At 63.8% G+C, this 26,247-nt stretch carries 20 protein-coding genes and 2 pseudogenes; 9 read left to right on the top strand and 13 right to left on the bottom strand.

Annotated features, from left to right (window positions below; genetic code table 11):
- Positions 1–193 precede the first annotated feature (193 nt).
- Positions 194–1,186, top strand: a complete 993-nt coding sequence (locus ACHMW7_RS13555; protein WP_395450731.1) for a GNAT family N-acetyltransferase — start codon at positions 194–196, stop codon at positions 1,184–1,186.
- A gap of 9 nt (positions 1,187–1,195) precedes the next feature.
- On the opposite strand, the gene ACHMW7_RS13550 is transcribed toward ACHMW7_RS13555, so the two are convergent.
- Together ACHMW7_RS13550 and ACHMW7_RS13545 are read right to left on the bottom strand one after the other, a co-directional pair.
- A complete protein-coding gene (locus tag ACHMW7_RS13550; RefSeq protein WP_395450730.1) occupies positions 1,196–2,230 on the bottom strand; it encodes a hypothetical protein in 1,035 nt (344 codons plus the stop codon).
- Positions 2,231–2,402: 172 nt separating this feature from the next.
- Positions 2,403–2,744: a hypothetical protein gene (locus tag ACHMW7_RS13545; protein WP_395450729.1), complete on the bottom strand. Its 342-nt coding sequence runs from the start codon at positions 2,742–2,744 to the stop codon at positions 2,403–2,405.
- 782 nt (positions 2,745–3,526) lie between these two features.
- Here ACHMW7_RS13545 and ACHMW7_RS13540 point away from each other — a divergent pair.
- Genes ACHMW7_RS13540 through ACHMW7_RS13530 form a run of 3 tightly spaced genes read left to right on the top strand, consistent with a single transcriptional unit; the run spans position 3,527 to position 7,333 of the window.
- Positions 3,527–4,297: a glycosyltransferase family 2 protein gene (locus tag ACHMW7_RS13540; RefSeq protein WP_395450728.1), complete on the top strand. Its 771-nt coding sequence runs from the start codon at positions 3,527–3,529 to the stop codon at positions 4,295–4,297.
- A gap of 10 nt (positions 4,298–4,307) precedes the next feature.
- On the top strand, positions 4,308–5,252 hold the full coding sequence (locus tag ACHMW7_RS13535) for a glycosyltransferase family 2 protein (protein WP_395450727.1): 945 nt from the start codon (positions 4,308–4,310) through the stop codon (positions 5,250–5,252).
- A complete protein-coding gene (locus ACHMW7_RS13530; RefSeq protein WP_395450726.1) occupies positions 5,249–7,333 on the top strand; it encodes a polysaccharide deacetylase family protein in 2,085 nt (694 codons plus the stop codon). Before ACHMW7_RS13535 ends, ACHMW7_RS13530 begins: the two co-directional genes overlap by 4 nt.
- 32 nt (positions 7,334–7,365) lie before the next feature.
- Here ACHMW7_RS13530 and ACHMW7_RS13525 read toward each other — a convergent pair whose 3' ends face one another.
- The 10 genes and pseudogenes from ACHMW7_RS13525 to ACHMW7_RS13480 all read right to left on the bottom strand — a co-directional run bounded on the left by ACHMW7_RS13525 (position 7,366) and on the right by ACHMW7_RS13480 (position 18,035).
- Complete coding sequence (locus ACHMW7_RS13525; protein WP_395450725.1) at positions 7,366–8,118, bottom strand: GGDEF domain-containing protein; 753 nt, start codon at positions 8,116–8,118, stop codon at positions 7,366–7,368.
- Between the two features lie 143 nt (positions 8,119–8,261).
- Positions 8,262–9,543: pseudogene (locus ACHMW7_RS13520) on the bottom strand (NAD(P)/FAD-dependent oxidoreductase).
- Between the two features lie 10 nt (positions 9,544–9,553).
- A complete protein-coding gene (locus ACHMW7_RS13515; RefSeq protein WP_395450724.1) occupies positions 9,554–11,044 on the bottom strand; it encodes a M81 family metallopeptidase in 1,491 nt (496 codons plus the stop codon).
- A gap of 169 nt (positions 11,045–11,213) precedes the next feature.
- Positions 11,214–12,575 carry a serine hydrolase domain-containing protein gene (locus ACHMW7_RS13510; protein WP_395450723.1) on the bottom strand — a complete coding sequence of 454 codons (1,362 nt, stop codon included), beginning with the start codon at positions 12,573–12,575 and terminating at the stop codon, positions 11,214–11,216.
- Positions 12,576–12,643: 68 nt separating this feature from the next.
- Positions 12,644–13,633, bottom strand: coding sequence for an ABC transporter ATP-binding protein (locus ACHMW7_RS13505; RefSeq protein WP_395450722.1), 990 nt, complete (start codon positions 13,631–13,633; stop codon positions 12,644–12,646).
- The gene (locus tag ACHMW7_RS13500; RefSeq protein ID WP_395450721.1) at positions 13,630–14,583 is read right to left on the bottom strand and encodes an ABC transporter ATP-binding protein; all 954 of its coding nucleotides are present in this window, start codon (positions 14,581–14,583) and stop codon (positions 13,630–13,632) included. Before ACHMW7_RS13500 ends, ACHMW7_RS13505 begins: the two co-directional genes overlap by 4 nt.
- Positions 14,584–14,585: 2 nt before the next feature.
- Positions 14,586–15,437 (bottom strand): ABC transporter permease, encoded by an 852-nt coding sequence (locus tag ACHMW7_RS13495; RefSeq protein ID WP_395450720.1) that lies wholly within the window; start codon positions 15,435–15,437, stop codon positions 14,586–14,588.
- Positions 15,434–16,330, bottom strand: a complete 897-nt coding sequence (locus ACHMW7_RS13490; RefSeq protein ID WP_395450719.1) for an ABC transporter permease — start codon at positions 16,328–16,330, stop codon at positions 15,434–15,436. Before ACHMW7_RS13490 ends, ACHMW7_RS13495 begins: the two co-directional genes overlap by 4 nt.
- Before the next feature lie 48 nt (positions 16,331–16,378).
- Positions 16,379–17,428: an ABC transporter substrate-binding protein gene (locus ACHMW7_RS13485; protein WP_395450718.1), complete on the bottom strand. Its 1,050-nt coding sequence runs from the start codon at positions 17,426–17,428 to the stop codon at positions 16,379–16,381.
- A gap of 10 nt (positions 17,429–17,438) precedes the next feature.
- The gene (locus ACHMW7_RS13480) at positions 17,439–18,035 is read right to left on the bottom strand and encodes an ABC transporter substrate-binding protein (protein ID WP_395450717.1); all 597 of its coding nucleotides are present in this window, start codon (positions 18,033–18,035) and stop codon (positions 17,439–17,441) included.
- A gap of 223 nt (positions 18,036–18,258) precedes the next feature.
- On the opposite strand from ACHMW7_RS13480, the gene ACHMW7_RS13475 reads away from it, so the two are divergent.
- Complete coding sequence (locus ACHMW7_RS13475) at positions 18,259–19,116, top strand: MurR/RpiR family transcriptional regulator (RefSeq protein ID WP_395450716.1); 858 nt, start codon at positions 18,259–18,261, stop codon at positions 19,114–19,116.
- 79 nt (positions 19,117–19,195) lie between these two features.
- Here ACHMW7_RS13475 and ACHMW7_RS13470 read toward each other — a convergent pair whose 3' ends face one another.
- Positions 19,196–20,095 (bottom strand): LysR family transcriptional regulator, encoded by a 900-nt coding sequence (locus tag ACHMW7_RS13470; protein WP_395450715.1) that lies wholly within the window; start codon positions 20,093–20,095, stop codon positions 19,196–19,198.
- Between the two features lie 114 nt (positions 20,096–20,209).
- Between ACHMW7_RS13470 and ACHMW7_RS13465 the strand changes: the two are divergent.
- The 4 genes and pseudogenes from ACHMW7_RS13465 to ACHMW7_RS13450 all read left to right on the top strand — a co-directional run bounded on the left by ACHMW7_RS13465 (position 20,210) and on the right by ACHMW7_RS13450 (position 26,013).
- Positions 20,210–21,608: pseudogene (locus ACHMW7_RS13465) on the top strand (VOC family protein).
- A gap of 6 nt (positions 21,609–21,614) precedes the next feature.
- Positions 21,615–23,036 (top strand): FAD-binding oxidoreductase, encoded by a 1,422-nt coding sequence (locus ACHMW7_RS13460; protein ID WP_395450714.1) that lies wholly within the window; start codon positions 21,615–21,617, stop codon positions 23,034–23,036.
- A 53-nt stretch (positions 23,037–23,089) separates the two neighbouring features.
- Positions 23,090–24,604: an aldehyde dehydrogenase family protein gene (locus ACHMW7_RS13455; protein ID WP_395450713.1), complete on the top strand. Its 1,515-nt coding sequence runs from the start codon at positions 23,090–23,092 to the stop codon at positions 24,602–24,604.
- A gap of 137 nt (positions 24,605–24,741) precedes the next feature.
- Positions 24,742–26,013: an NAD(P)/FAD-dependent oxidoreductase gene (locus tag ACHMW7_RS13450; protein ID WP_395450712.1), complete on the top strand. Its 1,272-nt coding sequence runs from the start codon at positions 24,742–24,744 to the stop codon at positions 26,011–26,013.
- The last annotated feature ends 234 nt before the right edge of the window (positions 26,014–26,247 follow it).

Raw genomic sequence — 26,247 nt, 5'->3', positions numbered from 1 at the left:
CAAAAAGCAACGTGGCGGCACCCCGGGTAGTGAATTCTCATAAAATCTGCGACATTGGGTGGAAAGTGGGAGGTTGCGGACGGACACTGATCCGACAGATTTTGGGGCCGCACAGGACGCGCACGCCACAGCGAACGCGCCGGCAACTTTTGTCGTGCAAAGCCCGGCTCCACGCGACCTCTGGCAGCGCCTCATGCTCGCCGATCCCGATGCCCTTCCCTATCAGTCGCCGGCATGGCTCGACAGCCTTTGCGCCCTCGGCAAATACCAGGATGCAAGCCGCGCCTACCGCTTCGCCGGTGGACACCACTACGTCCTGCCGATGGTGCGCAACAGGCATCTGCCGGCTAGACTGTCGGTCGCCGAGTCGATGCCTTTTGCCTGGGGCCGCGGCGGGGTGATCTCGTCGGCCTCGCCGAGGATCGAACACCTGCGTGCCATCTTCGAAGACCTGGCCAGCCTGCCCCATTTGCGGGTCGCGATCAGGCCGAACCCGCGACATGCCCATCTGTGGGCCGCAGCCGCGCCCTCCCATGTCACCGCGGTGCCCGGATTGGCTCACATCCTCGACCTCGACGGCGGCTTCAACGAGGTATGGTCGAAGCGTTTCAAGAAGACTACGCGGACAAGGGTGCGCAAGGCCGAACGCAGCGACATCGTTGTCGAGCGCGACACCACGGGCAAGCTGGTGCCGGTCTTCTACCAGCTGCTGCGCTCATCCTTCGACCGCTGGGCCGACAAGCAGCACGAACCGCGAATGCTCGCGCATCTGCGTGGCAGGCGGCGCGATCCGATCGCCAAGTTCAGCTCGATCGCCAGGCATTTCGGCGACGCCTGCCGCATCTGGGTCGCCTGGGTCGACGGCAAGCCGGCGGCGGCCGCCTTCGTGCTGCAATATGGCAATGTCAACGACGCTCGCGGGGCAATCGACCGCCAGGCACTTGGCAGTTCGGGCGCCAACGACCTGATCCAGAAACTCGCCATAGAAGAGGCCTGCCACAGTGGCTGCCGCTACTATCACTTTGGTGAAACCGGCGCTTCGGCCTCGCTCGCGCACTACAAGCAGCGATTTGGCGCGACCCCGCACGCGCATGCGGAATATTTCCTGGAGCGACTGCCGATCACCGCAGTCGACGCCCGCGTCAGGCACGCGGCGAAATGGACCATTGGCTTCAGGGATACCTAGGCGCAGGCGTCAGCCGGGGAACGCTAGAAGCATCAGTCTTTGCGCGATCAGGAAGAATGCGGCGGCGAGCAGCAACACCGGTACCACTTCGAGCCAAAGCGGCCAGGGCGAGCGGCCCGGTCGCAGACTGGCGACCGAAACCTGCCTTATGGCCAGCACCGCGATCGCCGACACCGCGGCAACGAGCCCGGTTCGATATTTGCCGGTCGTTTCATCGGAATTGGGCTGTTGTTCTTCGAACTCAGCGCGCAATTGCAGCTGCCCGTTGCCGTCCACGGCATCCGGCAGCCTTAACCTGACGGCATTGACCGAAGGATGAGCAAGCAAAGCCTCGCGGAAACGGTCGAGCACTTCGGGGTCATAAGGGTCGCCCTGCTTGAACGGCTGCAGACGGCTCAGATCCTGCGCCTTGACGCCGGTCAACCCGGCATAGGTGACGGAGCCGAATTTGGCCGACACTCCCGGATCGACAACGATGCGCACAATCGCCAGTGCCTGTCCCGGGATCGGCATCATGACGCGATCGGTGACACGGACAAACGGATAGGATGCGCTGCGGAGCCGCCACAGGACCTCGTCTTCGAGCGTTGCCAGCAGGTCGCCCCTTGCCGGCTCGCCGGCGGTACCCATCATCTGCCGTGAAATGTCGTCCCGAACTGCATCGGCGGCAATGCCGTCGAGCCCGTCGACTTCGACCATGCCGACACGGTAGAGCACCCCCGCCTTTGGTTTGAACACGACCTTGCCTGGGGAGGCTGTGCCTGCGGCGACGTCCGACATGTCGATCCGCGCCTCAAGATAGCCTTGGCCGCGCATCAACTCTTCCAGCCGATGCCGTTCGGCCTCGGCAGCTGGCCGCCATCCTTGCGCCTGCGTGGAACCGTCTGTCTCGGCGGCTCGCTTAAGCTCCGGTATGTTCAGTGCCGAACGCAACACACCGTCGAGTGCGGCGTTTGAAGTCGGCTCTAGCTCGATCGCGGGAAAGTCGGCGGCAGCGCCGGCCCCGACGAACAGCGACAGCATCACCGTGCAAGCCAATGTCACGACAATGGCCGGCAAGAAACATGCGTTTCGCTGGGCGTCTCGCGTTCTCACCTGTTTTTCATACACCGCAACCTCCGGGCGTGGAAATAGCCCTGGCCAGATCCATGTCGAAGGCCGGGGCGGCCCGACGACCATGGCGGATAGGCTCGCCGGCGGCGACATGCCGGCGCGGTTATTTTTTGTTTGGATCGTCCTCGGCCTTGGAGGAGGTTTCACCTTCGCCACGACCGATCGTGCCGACGACCATCGAGCCACCAATCGGCCGGCGCCGCTGCCGCGTCTCCGCCACGATCTTGTCCATCTCGGCCTTGATCTCGGCCAATGCGGCCAGCGCCTCGTCCTCGCTGAGCTTCAGCTCCGGAACCGGCGCGCCGGACGCGGCTTCGCCAGCGGCGCGCGCGTCCCGCGCCGCCAGGTAATCCCTGTAGGCCGCATCCCACCGGTTCATCAGGACAACCCATTCGTCGACCACATCGGGGACAGGAGGAGCTTCAGGTCGCTGTGAGCTGGGCAAGTTGGATCCTCAAACAATCGGGCGCACGGAACATCTCACAGGCGCTGTGTCCTAACGCCGCTGATCGTGCTGGTGGCCCCCGCCTCCTGATTTGGTGCCAACCTAACACGAACACCCCTAGCCGTCATTCAAGCAGAGCGCTTATCTGCACACTTGCTAACAAACATCTGCATGGATGTTGCCCTTGCGCCGCACCAGCACCGAACCGGCCTCCGCAGGGGCAAAACCCCGCCTTTTCAACCTGATCACAATATTGCGACTGACCAGTGCGAGGCGCTGCAGGCTGCAACCACCACGGGTTTCGATCAGGTTTCGCGGCAATCCAGCCAGGGTTCGCGGAGGTTTCGCGTGGTAAGAATTAATATTACAGCACAGCCTAATATGGGCCAGATGAATTGACATACGCCGACGACCGGGCGCCCGTCACGGCAGGAGTCGTAGTTAAATTTAGATAAACGTTTATTTATCTAGTAAAAAGCATTGACCTGGCGAGTTCATACAAATCCACATCTATCAATCAACGCCAATAGCAACTCTATTACATATCAATACTACATATGGTTTACAATAAGTAAATTCATGGTACAGTTCTGATCGGCGAGTGGGGCTAACAAGACACTTGCGTCCAGATTTTAATCGGAAACAACCTTCCTGCGAAGTTGTGCTCGTCAGGCTGCTGTTTTGCGTCCGGTGTGTTTGGTTCGCGTAGTCGTTGGGTATGCCGCCACCTTTGGGTTGGAGTAATCGGTATGACCGCGGCAGCATTTCCGCATCGGCCTGCTATGGAAATTTTCAAACTGGCAGGAATGCCCGTCGGCGGCACACCTCGCATCAGCGTCGTGGTTCCCGCAAAGAACGAGGCCAAGAACCTTCCTCATGTTCTTCCCCACATTCCGGCATGGGTTGACGAGGTCATCCTCGTCGATGGCAATTCGACTGATGACACCATCGCGGTCGCCAAGTCGCTGATGCCTGACATCGTCGTGCTGCAACAGGACAGGCGCGGCAAGGGTGCGGCACTACGCACCGGCTTCAATGCCGCCAAGGGCGACATCATCATCACGCTCGATGCCGACGGTTCGGCCGATCCCGGCGAGATTCCGGCATTTGTCGGCGCGCTGTTGGCCGGCGCCGATTTCGTCAAGGGCTCGCGCTTCATGCAGGGCGGCAACACCACCGACATGGAATGGTACCGCAGGCTCGGCAACTGGGGACTGCTCACGCTTGTGCGCATTCGCTTCGGCGGCAAGTTCACCGACCTTTGCTATGGCTACAATGCCTTCTGGCGCGACGTGCTGCCTTATCTCAACATCGAGGAAGCGACAGGTTTCGAAATCGAGACCGAAATGAACGTCCAGGCGCTGCGCGCCAATCTCAACGTGTTCGAGGTCGCAAGCAAGGAGTTCCCGCGCATCCATGGCGTGAGCAACTTGCGCACCATCCCCGATGGCTGGCGGGTGTTGAAGACGATCGTCCGCCTCGGCGTCTCCCGCCCGGCAAAACCGGCGGTACCTGCCCGCCATCCAACCGGACAACACCAACCCAGCGCCTAGGCGAGCGATCATGACGGCGTCGGCGACTTCGGTATCTGTCATCATCTGCGCCTACGCCGACAATCGTCGCGAGCAGCTTCACCGTGCCATCGCCTCGGTGCTCGCCCAGCGCAGCAAGGCGACTGAGCTCATCGTCGTCATCGACCACAACATGCCGCTGTGGGCTTATTTCTTCGCCACCTATCCAGACCTGCTCGTCGTCGTCAATGAAGGCGCACGCGGCCTTTCGGGTGCCCGAAACACCGGCGTCAGGCGGGCCAGCAGCGACATCCTCGCCTTCCTCGACGACGACGCGGTCGCCGCCCCCGACTGGCTGGAAAAGATGCTGCCGCACTACCGCAATCCGTCGGTCATCGGCCTTGGCGGCCGCGTGATGCCGATGTGGCAGGTCGATCGCCCGCGCTGGTTTCCCGAGGAATTCCAGTGGGTGGTCGGCTGCAGCTATCGCGGCCAGCCCGAAAAGGTCGAGCCGGTGCGCAACCCGATCGGCTGCAACATGTCGTTCCGCCGCTTCATCTTCGATTTGACCGGGGGGTTCCGCGAAGGCATCGGCCGCACGGCGGCCGATGCCGCCGGCTGCGAGGAGACGGAGCTGTGCATCCGCGCCCTGCAGGCCATTGCCGGTTCGCTCATCCTCTACGATCCTGACATGAGCGTGCATCACCAGGTGACGGCCGAGCGTGCGGGCTGGCGCTATTTCCGCAAGCGCTGCCTCGCCGAAGGCCGCTCCAAGACTCAAGTCGTCAATGCGGTCGGCGCACTGGACGGACTGTCCAGCGAACAGCGCTACGTCATGCGCGTCCTGCCGGCGGGTGTCCTGCGTGGACTTGGCGATGCCGTGCTGAAGCTGGACATGTGGGGACTAGCCCGCGCCGCCGGTATCTTCTTCGGGCTCGGCTACACCACGATCGGGTATGTCGGCGCCCGGCTAAGCCGCGCACGGAGGCCCGCATGACCGAGCCGTTTCGCCCGATCAAGATCCTCGACATCGACGTCTGCCGGCCGATGAACGACGTGCCGATGGTCGACCCGGCAAGCGGCGAGCGCTACGGCGGCGTCTTTTGCCTGGTCCGCCGCCAGGGCCGTCCGGTCACGATCATGGAGTTCGATTTCGACGCTGACGTACTTACGCCTTTCGAGCTGCGACACCGCATCTCCGAGAACCAGGCCGTCCAGGACAGCACCTTCCAGCATGACGCGCCGCTGCCGAGGAAGAACGGACCGTTCGCCAGCGTCGTCATCGCCACGCGCGACCGCGCCGGCAGCCTGGCTCGATGCCTGGATTCACTACTGATCCAAACCTACGAGCCGTTCGACATCGTCGTCGTCGACAACGCACCATCCTCGTCGCAGACAGCGGACCTCATCGCCCAGCGTTATGCCGGGACGCGCGCAGTGCGTTATGTCAGGGAAAACGTGCCGGGCCTCGGCCGCGCCCACAATGCCGGCCTCGCCAACCTGTCTTCCGAGCTTGTGTTGTTCACCGATGACGACGTCGTCGTCGATCCCAACTGGGTCGCGGCAATGGCCGCCAACTTCGACCGCGACGGGCGGGTCGGCTGCGTCACCGGCCTGATCCTGCCGGCTGAGCTCGACACCCGTGCCCAGTTCTGGACCGAACGCCATGGCGGCTTCGGCAAGGGCTTTGCCCGCAAGATCTTCGATCTCGCCGGCAACCGTCCGTCCGGGTCACTGTTTCCCTTCACCGCCGGCCAGTTCGGCTCGGGCGCCAACATGGCGTTCAGGACCGAGGCACTGCGCCAGATCGGTGGCTTCGACGCAGCGCTCGGCGCCGGGACCCTGGCGCGCGGCGGCGACGACCTCGCCTCCTTCTATGCCGTGGTCCAGGCCGGCTTCCAGCTTGTCTACGAGCCTCGCGCACTTATCTGGCACCATCATCGTCGTGGCGAAGATGGTATGCGCCGCCAGGCCTTTGGCTACGGCATGGGCCTCGGCGCCTATCTCACCAAGGTCGTTGTCGACGAACCGGCGGCAGCCTTGCGCCTGGCACGCGCCATGCCGGCCGGTATCGCCCATATGGCCGGGCCGACCTCGCCCAAGACCCAGCGCCTGCCGGGCGACTATCCCAGCAATCTGATCTGGCGCGAGCGACTGGGCATCGCTGCTGGCGTGCCGGGCTATCTGCGCAGCCGCTACGCCGCGGCGCGCAGCCCGTCTTCAGCTATTCCACCATCGGCAAACGGGCACGAGATCAGCTTCAAGGGGGGATCGACAGCCATGCGCCCATCCGTGCCTATCCTTCTTTACCACAGCATCGACAATGACTGCGCCGCGCCCTACCGGCGCTGGATGATGCTGCCCGACGAGTTCGACCGCCACATGCAGGTGCTGGTCGAAGGCGGATTCCGCCCAGTGACGATTTCGGCTCTGGCAACGATCTTTCGCGAAAAACGGCCCCTGCCCCCGCGCACTGTCTGCATCACCTTCGACGACGGGTTGCAGGACTTCCTCACCGGCGCCATGCCGGTGCTGGAGCGCTACGGTTTCGCCGCGACGCTCTATGTCGTCTCGGGTCTCGTCGGCAAGACGAGCCAGTGGCTCGCTTCATCGGGAGAAGGCGACCGCCCGATGCTCGGTTGGGCCGATCTGCGCGCCCTGGCTTGCGAAGGCATCGAAATCGGCGCCCACACGGTCAGCCATCCGCAGCTGGATATCTTGTCGGCGAGCGATGCGGCGCGCGAGATCCATGACAGCAAGCTCGCACTCGAACATGGCGTGAAGCGGCCGGTGCATAGCTTCGCCTATCCGCATGGCTACTCCAGCCGCACCACGCGCGCGCTGGTTCGCGGCGCTGGCTTCACGTCGGCTTGCCGTGTCAGGCATGCCCTGACCGCAACGACCGAAGACCCGTTCACACTGTCGCGCATCGTCATGACCAGCGAGGTCGGGCCGGCCGAACTGCGCCGCATGCTGACCCAGCCGGTGCTGCCAGTGGCGCCACCCGCCGACAGGCTTGTCGCCTCGGGCTGGCGCATGGTCCGCCGCTTCCAGCACCTCGCCCATACCGGTGGCTAGGCTGCGGCAGGCAGACAGAACACGGTAGGCGCTCAGGCAGCGGCCAACTTGCCGTCGGCGTGGACGATGCGATCGCGACCACTGGTCTTGGCGACATAGAGATTCCTGTCGGCGGCGAGCAGAAGCGCGTCGAGATCCTGGCCAGGCTGATGCTTCGAGACACCGATGCTGATGGTGACGTCTCGACCGCTCAGCCCGACAATGCCTGAAATCGCCCTCACCTTCCGCCTCAAACGCTCGCACACAAGCGCCGCCTTTTCATGGCAGGCGCCGCGCAACAAGACGACGAACTCCTCGCCGCCCAGGCGCCCGGCAAGATCCGCCTCGGCAATGCACGACTTCAGCGCCGCGCCGACTTCGCGCAACACCGCATCGCCCATGGCATGGCCATGGCGGTCGTTGATGACCTTGAAATGATCGGCATCGATGAACAGCAGCATCCCCGCGCTCTCGTGCGCTGCCGCGATCAGCTTCCTGGCTTCGACAAGGAAGGTGCGCCTGTTCGTCAGACCAGTCAGATCGTCGAGACGGTTGGCCCGATCCAGTTCGGCGGCAAGATCGACCAGTCTCGCGCTGCGTCCCATGAAGAAGTAGGACAGCGGAAATGCGACCGCGACGACGATCAGGCTCGTCAGCAACAGGTCGAGCAGCAGCCGGTCGGAAAAGAAGATCGCGTAGAAGACCAGCGTCAGCAGGTCGGCGCCGATCGTCGCAGCCGCCACGATCGCACAGGCCTGTCCCAACACCGACAGGCTGTTGAACCGCGCAGCGATTGCTCCAATCATCGTGGCTGCTCTCCCAAGTTGCAGCTCGGCAATAGCAGCAATTGGTAAAGACCAGGCTGACCGGCTTTGTTAATTATCCGTTGCGGCTGCGATTGGCTTCGAGCATTCGAGCGCCATTTTGGTCCCAACCGCCGGTGCAGCGGCTACCGGCCAAAGCGCTCCAAGGCATAGGGCGCCGGATCGGTGAACGTCGGCGAGCCCGTCATCATCTCGGCCAGCAAGCGTCCAGTGACCGGACCGAGCGTCAGGCCATGGTGATTGTGGCCAAAGGCGAACCACAGCCCCTTGTGCCTGTAGCCACGGCCGATCGCCGGGCGCATGTCGGGCAGGCACGGCCGCGACCCCATCCAGGGCGTAGCCTCGATGCGCTGCCTGAGCGGGAAGATCTGGCGCGCCAGCGGTTCGGTCCTGTCGAGTTGAACCGGATTTGGCCTGCTGTCGCGTGACGCGAACTCAACACCCGTGGTCAGCCTTACCCCCTGGGCCATCGGCGCGAGCACGAAGCCGCCGTCGACGTCGACAACGGGATGGTCGAGCGAGGTGTTGGCATCGGCTTCGAAATGAACGTGGTAGCCGCGCTTCATCGCCAAGGGGATGTTGTAGCCAAGCGAACGGGAGATCGTGTCCGTCCAGGGCCCTAGCGCGACGACTGCTTCCGCCGCCTCGACGCGTCCGCTGTCGGTGACGATGCTCCAGCCCGCTTCCCCCTGCCGCAGCTGCTGGGCATCGCCTTGCAGGAACAGCCCGCCGCGATCGACAAAATGCTTGGCATAGGCTTTCACCAGCGCACCCGGATCGGCGACAGTGGCCGGGTCGAGCCAATGCACCGCGCCGACGAGAGCGTCGGAGAGATGGGGTTCGCGCTGTTGCAGCGCCTTTCGGTCGAGCACTTCGTAGTTCAGCCCGAATTGGTGAAGGGCTGTGGCGGCATCGCTCGCGTGCCCGAACGTCTTTTCGCTTCGATAGGCCTCGAGCCAGCCTGCCCGGCGCAGCTGCGGCAGCACGCCGGCCTCAGACATCAGCGCCTCATGCTCGCTTACCGAACGCTCGATCAGCGGCTGCATGTCGGCCGCCGCGCGCGCCAGCGGCTTGGGCGCCGACTTCGCGCCAGAAGCGCCACAGCCACGGCGCGATCCGCGGCATGTGGAGCCAGTCGAAATGCACGTCCGCCGACCGGTTCAGCGCATAGCGCAACAGCTTGGCAAACTCGCGCGGCGCCCCATAAGGAACCACGCTCGAGCGTTCGATCAGTCCGGCATTGCCGTAGCTCGTTTCCTCACCTGCACCCCGGCGGTCGACAAGGATGACCGACCGGCCGCGCCGCTGCAGCTGCAGCGCGACCGAAACGCCGATGATTCCTGCACCGAGCACGATAACGTCGGTTCGTTGGATATGTGGCTTCGTCACCGGCTTGCTTGATGTCATAACCATGCGCTTAGAGTGTCATGTCGCGGTCGAGCGGGAAGATCGGGCGAGAGACGTTGCGATACGGCATCCTGGAATAGTCCATGGTGCACAGCGCGCCGCTGTCGCAGACGATCACCTTGCCGGCGATGGGTTCGAAGGCGGCGCGGAAATGCTGCATCGACTTGAGCCCGACCACGCGATGCCGCGCCGGATCGATGCCGAAGGCCCGGAACTGCTGGAGGTCGCGCATCTGCGACGGCTCGGTGACGACGAGCACCGCGATGCCGTCAACCTGCACGACGGCTGTCGGACCAAAGCTGAACTCCAGCCCGCCGAGCTGCTCGCCATCGCCGATGAGCTTGCCATCGCTGATGACGAGCAGCTTGCCGGTCACCTTGAGCGGATCGCCGCCGAAGCGCGGATCGGTCTTGCCGCCCAGCCTGAGCCGGACGGTGTCACCGACGGTGGCGCTGTGAAGCTGTTTGGCCGTCTCCGGATCGACGATCGGGCCGAAGCAGGCATCGCTGATACCCAGTTCGAGCATGGCGCCAAGCAAGGCGGTCGCGTCGCCATAACCGCCGGCACCGGGATTGTCGGCATAGTCGGCGATGATCAACGGGCGATCGCCGCGGTAGTCGTGCGCGATCTCGGCGGCCTGCATCACCGTGTAGAAGGTGTTCAGTACGTTGAAGCGGTTGTCCCAGATCTCGTCGGCGATGCTTTCGGCGAAGGCCTGATGCCGCGCCGGATCGCCGTCATAGGTGACGAGCACCGTCGGGCCGACCTCGGGAATGTCGGCATTGGGGAAAGCGCCGTTGATGCTGACCGCGAGCGCGCCAGGCGTCTCTTCATAGGCGCGCGCCCTGGCGATCCACTCGACCATCGGTCCGATGTCGGTGCGCCCGGCATTGGCCTCCTCCAGCATCGGCCGGCGCGCCAGAAGCGTCTTGGGTCGGATCTCGCCGGCCATCGTCTTGTGCAGCAGCTCACCGGCGTGGCGGGCGATGTCGCGCATGTCGATATGCGGATAGGTCTTGAACGAGATCAGGATGTCGGCGTGCTCGCACATCCTGGCCGTGACGTTGGCGTGCGGATCGAGCGTAACCGCGATCGGCAGGTCCGGCCCGACGACGGCGCGCAGCCGCTCCAGCAACTCGCCTTCGCCATCGGGCGAGAAGTCGGTGACCATCGCCCCGTGCAGGCCAAGCAGGATACCATCGAGTTCGCCCTTGCGTTCCGCCGCAGCCTGGACGATGGCGCCGCCGATCCGGTCGAACGCATCGCGCGTCACCGGTCCCGCCGGTTCGGCCCCGGTGCTCAACACGTGCTGGATGGTCCAGTCGTATTTGCGCCCGATGTCGAGAAACCCGGCGATCTCGGTGTTGGCCTCGCCTCGGGCGCGAATGGCGTCGTCGCCAAACAGCACGCCCTCCACAGTGAACGCATCATAGCCGGTCTTGCGCACGCTGAACGTATTGGTCTCATGCGAGAATTCTGCGGTTAGAACACGAAAGCTCATGGTCATGGTCTCCAGATGGTCTCTTGGGTGTTTCGGATCGATCGGGCGCACGTAGCCGAGCGTCCCGGCAGAGCGACACGCGTGCCTGATCGGGGGAAGGCAGTTGGTTTTGCTTGTTTGGACCGGTGGCCGCGCTTGCCAGGTAGCGGCGTCCAAGTTCCAGCTTCGGCTACTCCATGTGGAAGCGCATTTCGCTCACCCGGCCCCCAGCGTCGCGCCTGATCGTCCAGTGCAAGAAGTAACCGCCCATCTCCAGCCGGTAGCGCCGCAGGTAGGCGCCGCCGTCGCCTTCATGATGGGTAAGCTCGAGTGGCGCACCGGCAATGGTTACTCCGCTGGACGCGACCTGCTCGAACCAGCCATTGTTCCACTGTCGCCAGGCTTCATCGGTGAAAGAACCGCGCGGCGCGCGGCGATCGACGATGGCTTGCAGAAGCTCGTTGTCACGTTGCGTCAGATCGGCATCGACCTCGGCAATCGGCTCGTACGGCGCCAGTGCCGGATCAACGATCCCAGCGATCTTCTGGCCGATCCGGGCAACCTGGGCTTCATCCATGTTGGCCAGGACGCAGACCGACAGCTTGCGTGCGGGAAAGCGCGCGATCTCGGCGCGAAAACCATCCCAGGTGCCGCCATGCCTGATCTTGCGATGGCCGCGGAGTTCGGAATTCTGCCAGCCCAGGGCATAGCTGTTGAACGAAGGCTGGCCGTTTTGCATCAGCACCGGTTCGGACATCAGCGCGATGGTTTCGGGGCGCAGCACCGTCGGGTTGTCCAGCTCGAGCAACCAATGGGCAATGTCGCGGGGCGAGTAGTAGAGCCCACCGTCACCGGTGCGCTGCAAGGTGGGCGCCGCCCAGTAGCGGTTTTCGAGACGCCCTTCGCGGATGCAATGGCCGGCCGCACGGTTCGGCACGATGTCGTACCAGGAAGCCTCGCGCGCCGTCGCCATGCCGACCGGCTCGAACAGCCGTTCGCGCAACAGCTCGTAGTAAGGCTTGCCCGAGATGCGGGCGACAACGAGCCCGGCCAGGATATAGCCGGTGTTGCTGTACTGATAACCTTCGCCTGGCTGGTACATGAATGGCGAGCGGCGCGCGAGGTCGATCAATTGGTCATCGCTGTGGTCCTGCCAAAGGTTGAGCGGTATCGCGCCCTCCCCGCTATCCGTCGGTGCGAAGACGATGTCGAAATTGCCGAACCCGGCCATCATCGACAGCAGGTTGCGTATGGTGATGCCAGCCCAGCTCTCGGGCCCCTCGGAAATGTAGCGGCTCAACGGGTCATCGAGCTTGATGCGGCCGTCCTGCAGCAGGAACATCACGCATGCCGACGTGAACATCTTGCCGGTCGAACCGGAGTGGAAAACCGTATCCGGCGTAACCGGTGTCAGGTTTTCGACGTTGGCAAGGCCATAGCCCCTGAGGTGAACGATCTCGCCATCATGGACAATGGCGACGCCAAGGCCGGGAACCTGGCTGTTGTCTACTTCCGCCTGCAGATAGCGGTCGAGTTTTTCGGTGAAGTTCATGCTGATTTCCTGGTCTTCAAAGCCGTGACGAGGCCGCAAGGCACGTGCGCTAGTGTCTGTGGATGCACTCATGCGACCGACCTCTGATCGTCGGCCACTTCGGGCATAGCGGCGAGCGGATGATGACAGGCCGCCTGATGCCCGTTGCCTTGCGACGTGAGCGTCGGCAGGACCCGGCGGCAGAGATCGGACACGCGCGGGCACCGGTTGGCGAAGGCGCAGCCGGGCGGCAGGTCGTAGCCGCTCGGGATTTCGCCGGCGAGCCGCGTGATCGAACGGCGTCGTTTCGGATCGGGCTCGAAGGTGCTGTCGAGCAGTGCGCGGGTATAGGGGTGCGCGGGCGCTGCGTTGCTCGGCATCACCTCGACGATACGGCCGAGATACATGACAACGATCTGGTCGCAGAAATAGCGTACCAGTCCGAGGTCGTGCGAGATGAACAGATATGTCAGCCCAAGGTCCTGCCGCAGCCGTTCCAGCAGCGAAACGATCTGAGCCTGCACCGAAACGTCGAGCGAGGCCGTCGGCTCGTCGAGCACCACCAGCGACGGATTGAGCGCCAGGGCACGGGCGATGCCGACACGCTGTTTCTGGCCGCCCGACAACTGGTGCGGATAGCTTCGCGCGAGCGAGGTGTTCAAGCCAACCATGTCGAGCAGCGATGCGACCGTCTCGTCGGGGGCCTTCGGCTTTACTCCTTGCACACGGAATGGCTCGAGCAGCGCATCCCTGACCGCGTAGCGTGGATCGATCGCCGAATACGGATCCTGGAAGACCAGCTGCATGCGCTGGCGCAGACGGCGCATGTCTCCGCGCGACAGTGCAGCCATGTCCACCCCGTCGAACGTCACCTGCCCCTCGCTCGGGTTGATAAGGCGCAGCACCAGCCGCGCCAGGGTGGACTTGCCGCATCCGGATTCGCCAACGACGCCGAGAATCTGGCCACGCTTCAAGGTGAAGGAGACATCGCTGACAGCGTGGAACACCTTGCGCTTGCGAAAAAGCCCGCCATCGCTGAAACGGCGGCTGAGACCATTGACGGTGAGAAGGTCGCTCATGCTGCCTCCGCCAGGTGGCAAGCAACGCCGTTTCCGCCGGCGCCGACGCGAAGTTCGGGTATTTCCAGGCGGCAGCGCTCTGCGACACGGGCGCAGCGCGGGTTGAACCTGCAGCCTGGCGGCTGCGCCATGGCGCTCGGAACGACACCGGGAATGGCGCTCATCGTCCCGCGCGTCATGTCATGGCGCGGAATGCAGCGGATCAGCGCCTGCGTATAAGGGTGGCGAGGCTGCTCGAAGAGCGCATCGACCTGCGCCAGCTCGACCACCCGGCCGCAATACATCACCGCGACGCGGTCGCAGGCCTGGGCAACGACGCCCATGTCGTGGGTGATCAGGATCAAACCCAGCCCGCGCTGCCGCACAAGGTCGACAAGGATCTGCACGATCTGTGCCTGGACCGTGACGTCGAGCGCGGTGGTCGGCTCGTCGGCAATCAGCAGTTCGGGGTCACCGGCAAGCGCCATGGCAATGACGATGCGCTGCTTCATGCCGCCTGAGAGTTGGTGCGGGAACAGGTCGTAGACCGAAGCAGGATCGGGGATACGCAAGTCGGCCATCAGTTCCAGGCTTCTTGCGCGCGCCGCACTTCGACCAAGACCGAGATGCAGGCGCGCGGCCTGATCGATCTGCGGCCCGATCCGCATCATGGAATCGAGCGAGGTCATCGGGTTTTGCGTGATCAGCGCGATGCGCCCGCCGCGCAACCGGCGCAGCTGCCGCTCCGGCATTCCAACCAGGTCGGTACCATCGAAGCGGATGCTTCCTGCCGCGATTTGACCACCGATGCGCGGCAGCAATCCCATGATCGCCGTTGCGGTCAATGACTTGCCCGAACCGGATTCGCCGACGATGCCGAGAATTTCACCACGATCGACGCTCAGCGTGACCTCGTCGACCGGCGAGAACGCGCCGAACCTGATCCGCAGCATTTCCAAATCCAGCAGCATCTTTACGCCTCCCTGAACTTGGCGCGGACATCGAGCGCTGCGATCACCGCGTCGCCGAACAGATTGAGGAAGACCACTGTCAGTGCCACCGCGAGACCCGGGAGCAGGATCACCCACGGTGCGATGAAGAGCTGGGCCGTGCCGGAACTCATCATCGCGCCCCAGCTCGGCGTCGGCGGCTGCGCACCCAGCCCGAAGAAGCCGAGCGTCGCCTCAAGAATGATGGCGTCGCCTGTCGCCAGCATCGCCGCCACCAGCACCGGCGCGAGCGCATTCGGCAGCAGATGCGAAAACAGGATGTGCGTGTGGCCGGCGCCGAGACTGACAGTCGCCTCGACATAGGTTTCGCTCTTGAGCGACATGATCTGGGTGCGCGTGAGCCGGGTGAACTGCGCCAGATAGGCGATGGCGATGGCGATCACGACGCCTTCGAGCCCCGGCCCGATGATGGCGACCAGCATCAGCGCGATCAGGATCTCGGGGAACGACCAGGTCAGATCAATGACCGTCATGACGACGCGGTCGAACATTCCGCCGAAGTAGCCGCAGGTGGCGCCCAGGACCAGGCCGAGCAGAACGGAAATACCGATCGCCGTGACGCTGACCGAGAGCGATGTGCGGGCGCCCGTGATCATTCGCGACAGCACATCGCGTCCGAACTCGTCGGTCCCGAACAGATGCGTCAGCGACGGCGCCTGGTTCATGATGCCCAGATCCTGCTGGTCGTAGGGGTATGGCGACAGCCACGGCGCAAACAGCGCGCCGATGACCAGCAGCAGCAGAAACGCCCCCGAGATACCGCCCTTGAAGGTCGAGACCGCCTTGAGCAAAGCCAATGCACGATGTCCGATCATGACCGCGCCTCGCGCTGGCGTGGATCCATGGCCGCCTGGACGATGTCCCCGATCAGGGCGCCGATGATGACGGCCATGGCCAGCATGAGCAGGCAGCCTTGCACCAGGGGATAGTCGCGCTGGTTGAGCGCCCGGATCAGCAGCGAGCCCAGACCGGGACGAGCGAAGACATATTCGATCGTCACCGCGCCACCGAGCACCCAGCCGATGCGCAGGCTGAGGATGGTGACAACCGGAACCATGGCATGGCGCAGCACGTGACGCAGCTGGATGATGAAGGGCGGCAGCCCCTTGGCGTGCAGCAGCGTCACGAAATCCTGTCGAGCCGTCTCGATCATCGCGATCCGTGTCACCCGCGCCACCAGCGCGATGCCGCCAAGGCCGGCAGCAATCGTTGGCAGGATGAGCGAACTCCAGCCACGCGCTCCTGACACCGGCACCCAGCCGAGCCAGACCGCAAAAACCAGGATCAGCAGCAAGCCGAGCCAGAAGCTTGGCACCGTGGAGCCGAGCAGGATGAAGCCGGTGATCGCGTCGTCGATACGGGTGCCCTGGTAGCTCGCCGCGATGACGCCGGCGGCAATGCCGGTCAGCGTCGAAAACAGCAGAGCGGCAATACCCAGCTCAAGGCTGTAGGGCAGGTTCCGGGCGATCAATGCGCTTACCGGGCGCCCCTGTATGATGGAGGTACCAAGATCGCCGCTCAAAAGCCGCCCCATCCAGGTGAAATATTGCTCGACGAGACTACGGTCGAGACCATACTTCGCCGCGATCTGCAGTCGCTGCTCCGGAGACGAGCCGGCGCGCAAGAGATTGTCGATGGGGTCGCCCGGCACCAGGTGGATGATGAAGAACACCACCAGGGAGACGACAAAGAAAACGGGCAGCAGCAAAACAAGCCGCCTCAACGTGAAGCCGATCATTATCGTCCCGCCGACCGCTTAGCCAACGACCTTGATGTCGACGATCGTTGCCTGCCCCAGCTGTGTACCGCGCAGCTTTTCCGGCACTTCGAGCAAGGTCTTGTTGAACGCGTAGTTCAGAACCGGCTCATGGATCGGAACGAACAGGAAATTGCTGATCAGGTTCTCCTGATACTTCCTGAAATTGGCCACGCGCTCGTCGAGCGTCTTCGATTGCTGCATGGCTATGTCGTGAAGTTCCTGTGATTTTTCGTCCTTCCATCCCGACGAATTTGGATATGGGATGTTCTTGGCGCTGAAGAACCAGTCGAGAATGTCGGCATTGTTCCAGCCGTAGTGCCGCACTGCCAGCTGGTGCTGGCCCTTCTTGAGCTGATCGGTGATCGTGGTGCTGTCGAAGATGACGATCTCGACATCCATGCCGATAGCCTTGAGCTGCACCTGGACGATTTCAGCCGTACGTTTGAACGCCGTCTCCGACTGGGCCGTCAATTTGACCTTCAGCGGCTTGCCATCCTTGCTTCGGAAACCATCGTCGCCGCGCACCCACCCCGCGGCATCGAGCAGTTCATTGGCCTTGCCGAGGTCGTGGCGGATTTCCAACTTCGGATCGATCTTCGATTCCGCCAGCGAGCTGATCAGGAACTGGTGCGCTTCGAGGCCGACGCCATTGAAGACACTCTTGTGGATGGCGCTCTGGTCGACCGCCAATGCGGTTGCCTGACGTACGGCAACGTCGCCGAAAGGCTCTGCCAGCGTGTTGAACGCGAGATAGGTGACCCCAAAGCCAGGCAAGCTCCGGAAGCCAGCACTCTCATCTGCTTGAAGTTGTGGCAGGAATTGGTCTGGTACCCCGAGCAGCAAACCGACGCCGCCTGTTTTCAGTTCAAGGAAGGCAGTCGATGCGTCAGGGATCTCGCGAATGGTCAGCCGCTTGATGTGAGGTGCCGCCTTATTCTCCGAGAGGTCGCTGCCCCAGCTGTAATCTTCATTGGCGACCAGCACGGCCTCCTGGCCGACGGCAAAGCTTTCGAACTTGTAGGGCCCGGTTCCGACGGCCTCGGTCACGCCGAAATTGTCACCGGCCGCTTCGTAGGCCTTCGGTGACGGGATTTCCCATGAAGGCGGATGCCAGATTGTAGATCAGGTTCGGATCCGCCCGTTTCATGACAAAGCGAACCGTATGTTCGTCGACAGCCTCGACACGATCGACGGCATCGACAAGGTACTCGTTGACGCTGCCTTTGAACTTGGGGATCCACCACGCTATGGTCGCGGAATTGAACGGTTCACCATCATGAAAGCGAACGCCTTGCCGCAACTTGAAGGTCCAGTTCATACCGTCCGCGCTGTTCTCCCAGGATTCGGCGAGATGGGGATGATAGGACTGGTCGACGTCCTGCTCGATCAGCCGGTCGTAGATCAGGACCGCGACGGTGCTCAGCAAGGTGGCCCGAATTGGATCCTGATGGGGCGCGCCGATTTCCGAACTGGCGAGAACAAAGACCGCCTCAGGTTCTGATGCTCGCGCTGAATGCGCTGCGGCCAGGCCGAGGCCTGCGGCCAGCGTGACCACCGATACCGAAGCAAAAAACTCACGTCGATTCATGTTCAACCTCCCCTTGAAAAATTGGCAACAGCCCGCTGTGCCGCGGAAGCAGCATTTTTTCGACAACAGACAAGAATTCGCGAGCTGACGCGGTCAGAAGACCCATCGCAGCTTTGCGTCGTTTTCTCCCGGTTGCTGTGTGGTACTGGCTCCAGCCAGCAACTCAGCAATGTTTTGCTTCCTCGCTCCTCAACGAGGTGTGGTCAAACTATTTTGAAAAAAAACAAACGTCAATCGATTATGTGATAGAATTCTTACAAGAGATCCCGCCCCAGCCACGGAGAGCAAAATGACGGAATCGGTTCGCCGGCGGCTTGTTGAAAGCCTCGCCACCGCCACCAACGCCGAAAAGGCGCTGGCCAACTACATGTTGGCAAATCTGAACGGCGTGCCGTTCGAGACGTCGGCAACCTTGGCTGCCAAGGTCGGCGTCAGCGAACCGACGGTCGGGCGATTCTGCCGGACGCTGGGTTATGCGCGCTTCAAGGATCTCAAGGAGGATCTCAGGGACAATATCGGCACACAGCCCTGGCTGGCCGGCGATCGCCTGAAGGAGTTTCGCGACCGCAGCCAGAACGGCGATGCGCTGGCGCGCAGCCTGGAACTGGAGATCGCGGCACTGCTCAGGATCTACGAGATCGCCAACACCAAGGAGTGGCAGCGCGCCGTCAAGCGCCTGGCGAACACGCCTCAGCTGTTCGTCGCCGGCTTCCAGACGGAGCGCGGCATCGCCCAGTACTTCGCCAACCAGCTCCAGTACCTTCGCGCGGGCGTTCAGCTGGCCGACATCGCCGGCGGCAACTTCAGCGAGATCCTGCTGAACCCGCCCAAATCCACCTGCCTGGTGATTTTCGAGGCCCGCCGCTACTCGCGCCTGAACCTGCTTCTGGCGCAAGAGGCCAAGAGGGCGAAGATTCCAATCACGCTGGTCACCGACGCCTTCTGCGACTGGGGCCGCGACCTGGCCGACGAGATGTTCGTCGTCCCGACCGAATTCGGCATGTTCTGGGAATCGACGGCGCAGATGGCCAGCCTCGGCAATCTGCTCATCAACGGCATCTTCAACGAGCTCGGCGTCACGATCGAAGGCCGCATGAACAAGGTCTCGGAACTCCACGGCAAGATCACCGGCTACGTCGGCGACTAGCTGAAAGGGCTCATCTCCGACTGGGCCGAAAATCCGTGAACGGACGGCACTGCCCGGGACGACCCTGCGCGACGCGGTTTCAGGCCTGCGGCGTCACCTGCCCGACGATCCAGTCGAACAGCTGGTTGGTCAAAAGCCCCGCCGCCTTTCGCTCCGGGATGACGAAGTAGTAGCTCTTTTCGGTCTGGAGCGGCATATCAAGCACGACCTGGAGTTTGTCGTCGCGCAATTCGCTTTCGACCAGGTAGCGCGGCAGCAGCGCCACGCCCATGCCGGCCACGGCGGCCTCGATCAGCATGGTGAATTGGTCGAAGCGGTGTCCCTGATACGCACCTTGCGCATCGACACCGGCAGCCTGGAACCAGTTCGCCCACGCCTTGGGGCGCGTCGCCATGTTCAGCAGCGGCGCCTGCGCCAGCGCCTCGGGCGTGTCGACCTTGTGGGCTGCAAGAAAAGCCGGGCTGGCAGCGGGTACGATGACCTCACGACAGATGTAGCGGCACACCGCATTTGCCCATACCGGCTGGCCATAGTGGATGGCGGCGTCGAAGCCTTGTTCCTCGAGATCGAACTGTTCCGAGCGCGACACGACGTTGAGTGCGATGCCGGGATGGGTCTCAAGGAAGCCCGGCAGTCGCGGCACCAGCCAACGGCTGCCGAACGTCGGCAAGGTGGCGAGGCTGAGCAGCGACACACCTGAACTTGCCATCGCCCGCAGCATCGCCGCCTCGCCCTGTTCGAGCAGCTTGCGCGCGTCGGGCAGGAATTTCTGGCCGGCGGCCGACAGCACCACGCGCTGGCGCACGCGCTCGAACAACAGCAGGCCGAGTTGCGCCTCGAGGTCGCGGATCTGTCGGCTGACAGCACTTTGCGAGAGATTGAGCTCGCGGCCGGCCAGCGTGATGTTGCCATGGCGGGCGGCGGCCTCGAAGGCCTGCAGCTTGCCCAGATCGGGAAGGAGCGTGCGCGCAGCGGTCATTCGGTTTTCGCATCAACTTAGATGAATTCAGCGCAATTCAGCGCCGATGGAACCGGATATAGCACTGTCGAAGCATGAAGTCGCCCATGCCGATTGCGAAAACAGAGGGTTCGAATGTCTCCGTCTCCTTTCATGTCGCCCGATGCCATCCGCGCTGCGTTCTCCGCGGCCATGTCGGCCATGTATCGCGATGAAGTACCCGCCTACGGCACGCTGATGGCCCTGGTCGCCGACGTCAACGAAGCGACCCTCGATGATCAGCCGGCGCTGCGCGCCAGCCTGGAGGCGACCGAGAACTCTCGACCGCATCGGCGAGGAGCGGCACGGCGCCATCCGCCTCGGCACCGAAGCCGAGCTGGCGATGATGCGGCGCGTATTCGCCGTGATGGGCATGCTCCCGGTCGGCTATTACGATCTCAGCGAGGCTGGCGTGCCGGTGCATTCGACTGCCTTCCGACCGGTCGGCGAAGCCGCGCTCAACTTCAACCCGTTCCGGGTGTTCACTTCTTTGTTGCGGCTCGACCTGATCGCCGACGCCGGTCTGCGCGCAACTGCCGAGAAGACCTTGGGTCGCCGGCAGATCTTTTCTGACGCGGCAGTAGCACTCGTCGGCAAGGCCGAACACGACGGCGGACTGTCGCACGAGGATGCCGGTCTGTTCGTCACCGAGGTGCTCGACACGTTCCGCTGGCACAGCCAGGCAAGCGTCGACCAGACGGTTTATGCCAGGCTGCATGAGGCTCACCGCCTCATCGCCGACGTCGTCTCGTTCAAGGGGCCGCACATCAACCACCTGACGCCGCGCACGCTCGACATCGACGCCGTGCAGGCACAGATGCCGGCGCGCGGCATCGTGCCGAAGGCGGTCGTCGAAGGCCCGCCCAGCCGCGACTGCCCGATCCTGCTGCGCCAGACATCGTTCAAGGCGGTCGAGGAGCGCGTTTCGTTTCCTGACGAAAACGGCAACCTCCAGACCGGCTCGCATACGGCGCGGTTCGGCGAGATCGAGCAGCGCGGCATCGCCCTGACGCCGAAGGGGCGCGCGCTCTACGACAAGCTGCTGAACCAGGCTCGCGCCACGGTGCGCCCTGCCCCGGACGGTTCGAATGCGGACGCCTACCGCGCTGCGCTCGCCCAGAGCTTCGCCGCGTTCCCCGACGACTGGAATGCCATGCGCAAAGCCGGGCTCGGCTATTTCCTGTATACGGTCGATCAGGACGCGGCAGCCTCCGGCGCACGTGGCGATGACATCGAGGCCCTGATCGCAGCCGGTGCCGTACGTTTCGACCCCATCGTCTACGAGGACTTCCTGCCTATCTCGGCGGCCGGTATCTTCCAGTCCAACCTCGGCGACGACGCCGTGCAGGCATTCGCCGCCAGCCCCAACCAGCGCCTGTTCGAAAAGGCGCTGGGTGCTGCCGTTCTCAACGAGTTCGAGCACTATGCCGGCATCGAGCGGGCATCGATCGAGCGTTGCCTGGCCACGCTCAAGGCGTTTTCGGACGCGGCCTGAACCGAGATGGTGGCTGCCGAACACATCGCCAATCTCGCTGACCTTCTCGGAGAGGGTGGGCTGTTGACCGGCCGGGCGGAAATGTCCCGCTACGAAAACGGCGCCCGCTACGATGCCGGGCGGGCCGCCTTCGTCGCACGGCCGGCGTCCACAGAGGCCGTCTCGACTGTTGTCGCCTATTGCACGCGCCATTCGATCGCCCTGGTGCCACAATCCGGCAACACCGGACTTGTCGCCGGCTCGACCCCTGACGAGAGCGGCACGCAAGGCGTGCTGAGCCTCGAGCGGCTGCGTTCCACCTTCGAGCTCGACCTCGACAACCGTACCTTGCGCCTCGACGCCGGCTTCCGCCTGTCCGAGATCAACACGCGGCTCGAGCCGCACGGCCTGTTCTTTCCGATCGACCTCGGCGCCGACCCGATGGCCGGCGGCATGGTCGCGACCAACACTGGCGGGGCGCGCTTCCTGCGCTTCGGCGACGTGCGGCGCAACACGCTCGGGCTCAAGGTGGTGCTCGGCGACGAGACGGGCACCGTCGTCGAATGCGGCGCCGGATTGCGCAAGGACAACGCCGGCGTCGACTGGAAGCAGCTCTTCATCGGCACATCAGGTGCTTTCGGCATCGTCACCGAATGCACCTTCAACCTCGAAAGGTTGCCGCAGCAGAGCGCGACCGCCTATCTGGTGCCGCGCTCGCCTGAGCACGTGACTGTCCTGCTCAACGCGATGGAAGAGCAGCTCGGCACCTATCTCAGCGCCTTTGAAGGCATGTCGGGGGCTGCAATCACCCGCACGCTCGCCCATGTCGAGGCACTGCGCAATCCGTTCCCGGGTGGCGCCGTTCCCGACTATGTCATCCTCGCCGAAGTATCGCGCTCCTGGCCGCGCCGCGAGAGCGAGCAGCCTTTGGAGACCCTGCTCGAGGAGGTTCTTGCCGAGGCCTGGAACATGACGGGCGAGCCCCTGCAGGATGCGTTCATGGGCCCGCCGCAGGAGATGTGGGCGCTGCGGCATGCCTTGTCGGAAGGCGTGAAATCGGCAGGCTATGTCGTCGGCCTCGACCTCTCCTTCCGGCGTGGCGGCGTGATGCCGTTCCGCGCCGGCATAATTAAAATCCTGGCCAGCGAATTCCCCACCGTCACGATCTGCGATTTTGGCCATATCGGCGACGGTGGCGTGCACTTCAATCTCGTCGTTGCGCGCGAAGCGGACGGCTCGGTGGATGCCGCACGGGTCGATGCGTTGCGCGATCGGGTGATCTCGATGTCAGTCGCGCAGCATGGCGCAAGCTTCAGCGCCGAACACGGCCTTGGCCGCCGCAACCAGCATTTCTACGACCGTTACACGGCGCCGAAGCTGAAATCGATGGCCGCCCAGCTCAAGCAGGCGACAGCCCCAGGGCCACTCGGGTCGACACGGCTGGGCTGATCAACGGCGCAAGGCGCGCCTGAACGAACACGATAACCGAAAGGAAAAAGACGGTGACGATAGCGAAGGAAACAGCAGAACTGCTCGGCAAGCTCGGTGTTACGGCGGCGGCTTTCAGCGGCGGCGAGCTGATCGTGCGCAGCCCGGTGACGGGCGAGCAGATCGGTGCGCTGAGGTCGATCTCAACCGATGAAGCCGGTGCTGTCATTGGGCGCGCCGATGCGGCGTTCAAGGCCTGGCGCAACGTGCCGGCGCCAAAGCGCGGCGAGCTGGTGCGCCTGCTTGGCGAGGAGTTGCGTGCCGCCAAGGCCGATCTCGGCCGCCTGGTGTCGATCGAGGTCGGCAAGATCCCGTCCGAGGGTCTCGGTGAGGTCCAGGAGATGATCGACATCTGCGATTTCGCCGTCGGCCTGTCGCGCCAGCTCTACGGTTTGACCATCGCCACCGAGCGTCCCGGCCACCGCATGATGGAAACCTGGCATCCGCTCGGCGTCGTCGGTGTCATCTCGGCCTTCAACTTCCCCGTCGCGGTGTGGTCGTGGAATGCCGCACTTGCCTTTGTCTGCGGCAACTCGGTGGTGTGGAAGCCGTCGGAAAAGACCCCGCTGACCGCCCTTGCCTGTCAGGCGATCTTCGAGCGCGCGGCCAAGCGCTTCGGTGCGGATGCGCCCGAAGGCCTGTCGCAGCTGCTGATCGGCGACCGCGCCATCGGCGAGGTGCTTGTCGACCATCCCAAGGTGCCGCTGGTCTCGGCCACCGGCTCGACCCGCATGGGCCGCGATGTCGGCCCGCGCCTAGCCAAGCGTTTTGCCCGTGCCATTCTCGAGCTCGGCGGCAACAATGCCGGCATCGTCTGCCCCTCGGCCAATCTCGACATGGCGCTCAGGGCGATTGCCTTCGGCGCGATGGGCACCGCCGGCCAGCGCTGCACCACCATGCGCCGCCTGTTCGTCCATGACAGCGTCTATGACCAGCTCGTGCCCCGGCTGAAGAAGGCCTATGACAGCGTGTCGGTCGGCAGCCCCTTGGAAACGGCGTCGCTCGTCGGCCCGCTGATCGACAAGGCGGCCTTCGACGGCATGCAGACAGCGCTGAAGCATGCGGCCGAAAGCGGCGGCACCATCACCGGCGGCGCCCGCGTCGACCAGGGCCATGACGGCGCCTATTACGTCAAGCCGGCACTTGTCGAGATGCCGGGCCAGACAGGCCCGGTGCTCGAAGAGACCTTTGCGCCGATCCTCTATGTCATGAAGTATTCCGACTTCGACCAGGTGCTGGAACAACACAATGCTGTCGGCGCTGGCCTGTCGTCGTCGATCTTCACCCTCGACCTGCAGGAGGCCGAGCGTTTCCTGTCGGTCGAAGGCTCGGACTGCGGCATCGCCAATGTCAACATCGGCACCTCGGGCGCCGAGATCGGCGGTGCCTTTGGCGGCGAGAAGGAAACCGGCGGCGGCCGTGAATCGGGTTCCGACGCCTGGCGCGCCTACATGCGCCGCGCCACCAACACGGTGAACTACTCCAGGGCACTACCCCTCGCCCAAGGCGTGTCCTTCGACATCGAGTGAGGCGGCTGCAAAGCAGCCTGACACATCTCAAGCGCCGTCCGCGAAAGCGGGCGGCGCCATCGGATTGGAGCAGGTGCCCGCCCCGAATTCCAGTCACGCCGAATTTCTTCGCAACCAGAAGCCACGAAAGCCTGCCTATGCTCAACGATTCGCGTTCACATGGCCTCTGGGAAGCCACGGCACCGGCGGCACCGGCAACGACTGATCTCGACGGGCATGTTTCGGCCGAGATCGTCATTGTCGGCGGCGGCTACACCGGCATGTCCTGCGCACTGCATCTTGCCGAGGCGGGCCGGCAGGTCGTTCTCCTCGAAGGCAAGGAGATCGGTTTTGGCGGAGCCGGCCGCAATGTCGGCCTGATCAATGCCGGCCTCTGGCTGGCACCGGATGATGTGACGGCGGCACTCGGGCCCGATCATGGCGAGCGGCTGCTTAAGGTGCTCGGCCAAGGGCCGGCCGAGGTGATGGCGCTCATCGACAGGCACGGCATCGATTGCCAACTGCAACGCAACGGCACGCTTCATTGCGCGGTCGGCAAGGCGGGCCTGGCCGAAATCAGGGAGCGCGAAGCGCAGTGGCAGAAACGCGGCGCACCGGTCCGGGTCCTTGATGCCAGCGAAACGGCAAGCAGGCTCGGTACGTCGGCCTATCAGGGATCATTGCTCGACCAACGAGCCGGAACGCTGCAGCCGCTGGCTTATGCGCGTGGCCTCGCCAGGGCTGCGATCAATGCGGGCGCAACGCTCCATACCTCGAGCCCCGTCATCGCCGCCGAGCGGAAGGGCGACCGCTGGCACCTGCGTACCCCTGGCGGCACCGTCCACGCCGATTGGGTCGTCGTCGCGACCGACGCCTACAGCACCGGCCCCTGGCAAATGGTGCGTACCGAACAGGTTCACCTACCCTACTTCAATCTGGCGACGCAACCGCTCGGGCCCGACCTGTTGCGACAGATCCTGCCCGGGCGTGAGGGCGTGTGGGACACGAAAACCATCCTCTCCTCGTTCAGGCTGGACCAGGCCGGCCGGCTGGTGTTCGGAAGCGTCGGCGCACTGCGCAATTCCGGCACCGTCATCCACAAGGCCTGGGCCCGTCGTGCCCTGTCCAAGCTGTACCCGCAGCTCGGCGACATCGCTTTCGAGCACGAGTGGTATGGGCAGATCGGCATGACCGGCGATGCAATACCGAGATTCCATCGCTTCGGCCCGAACGCCATCGGCTTCTCCGGCTACAACGGGCGTGGCATCGCGCCCGGCACGGTGTTCGGCCGCGAGCTCGCGCTGCTGATTACGGGCGAGAAGAGCTATGCCGACCTGCCGCTCCCTGTATCGGACATCTCGGCCGCGTCGTTTCGCCGGATCCGCGAAACCTGGTACGAGGCGGGCGCCCAACTCGCGCATCTCGTCTGACGGCAGACATGGTTCGCTACGTCCGAACCGTGTCCAAGCCGCCACCAGATGACATCATCGAGCAAGCCGCCGCTCAACGCCGATCGCCACGAAGCTGTATCAGACACGTGCAGCGCGCCAACGATGCGCACGCCCACCGCATGCACGACAGCAAGGGCAACCCGTGCCTGCGGCGCGTGCCTTCATCCTGAGGCGCCGAAGCGCTGCCTCGAGGCGGCGGCTTTCAGGGTCGGA

The sequence above is a fragment of the Aminobacter sp. UC22_36 genome (assembly GCF_044056035.1).
In the GTDB taxonomy this organism is placed as follows: Bacteria; Pseudomonadota; Alphaproteobacteria; order Rhizobiales; family Rhizobiaceae; genus Aminobacter.
This window is presented reverse-complemented; position numbering and strand designations above follow the sequence as displayed.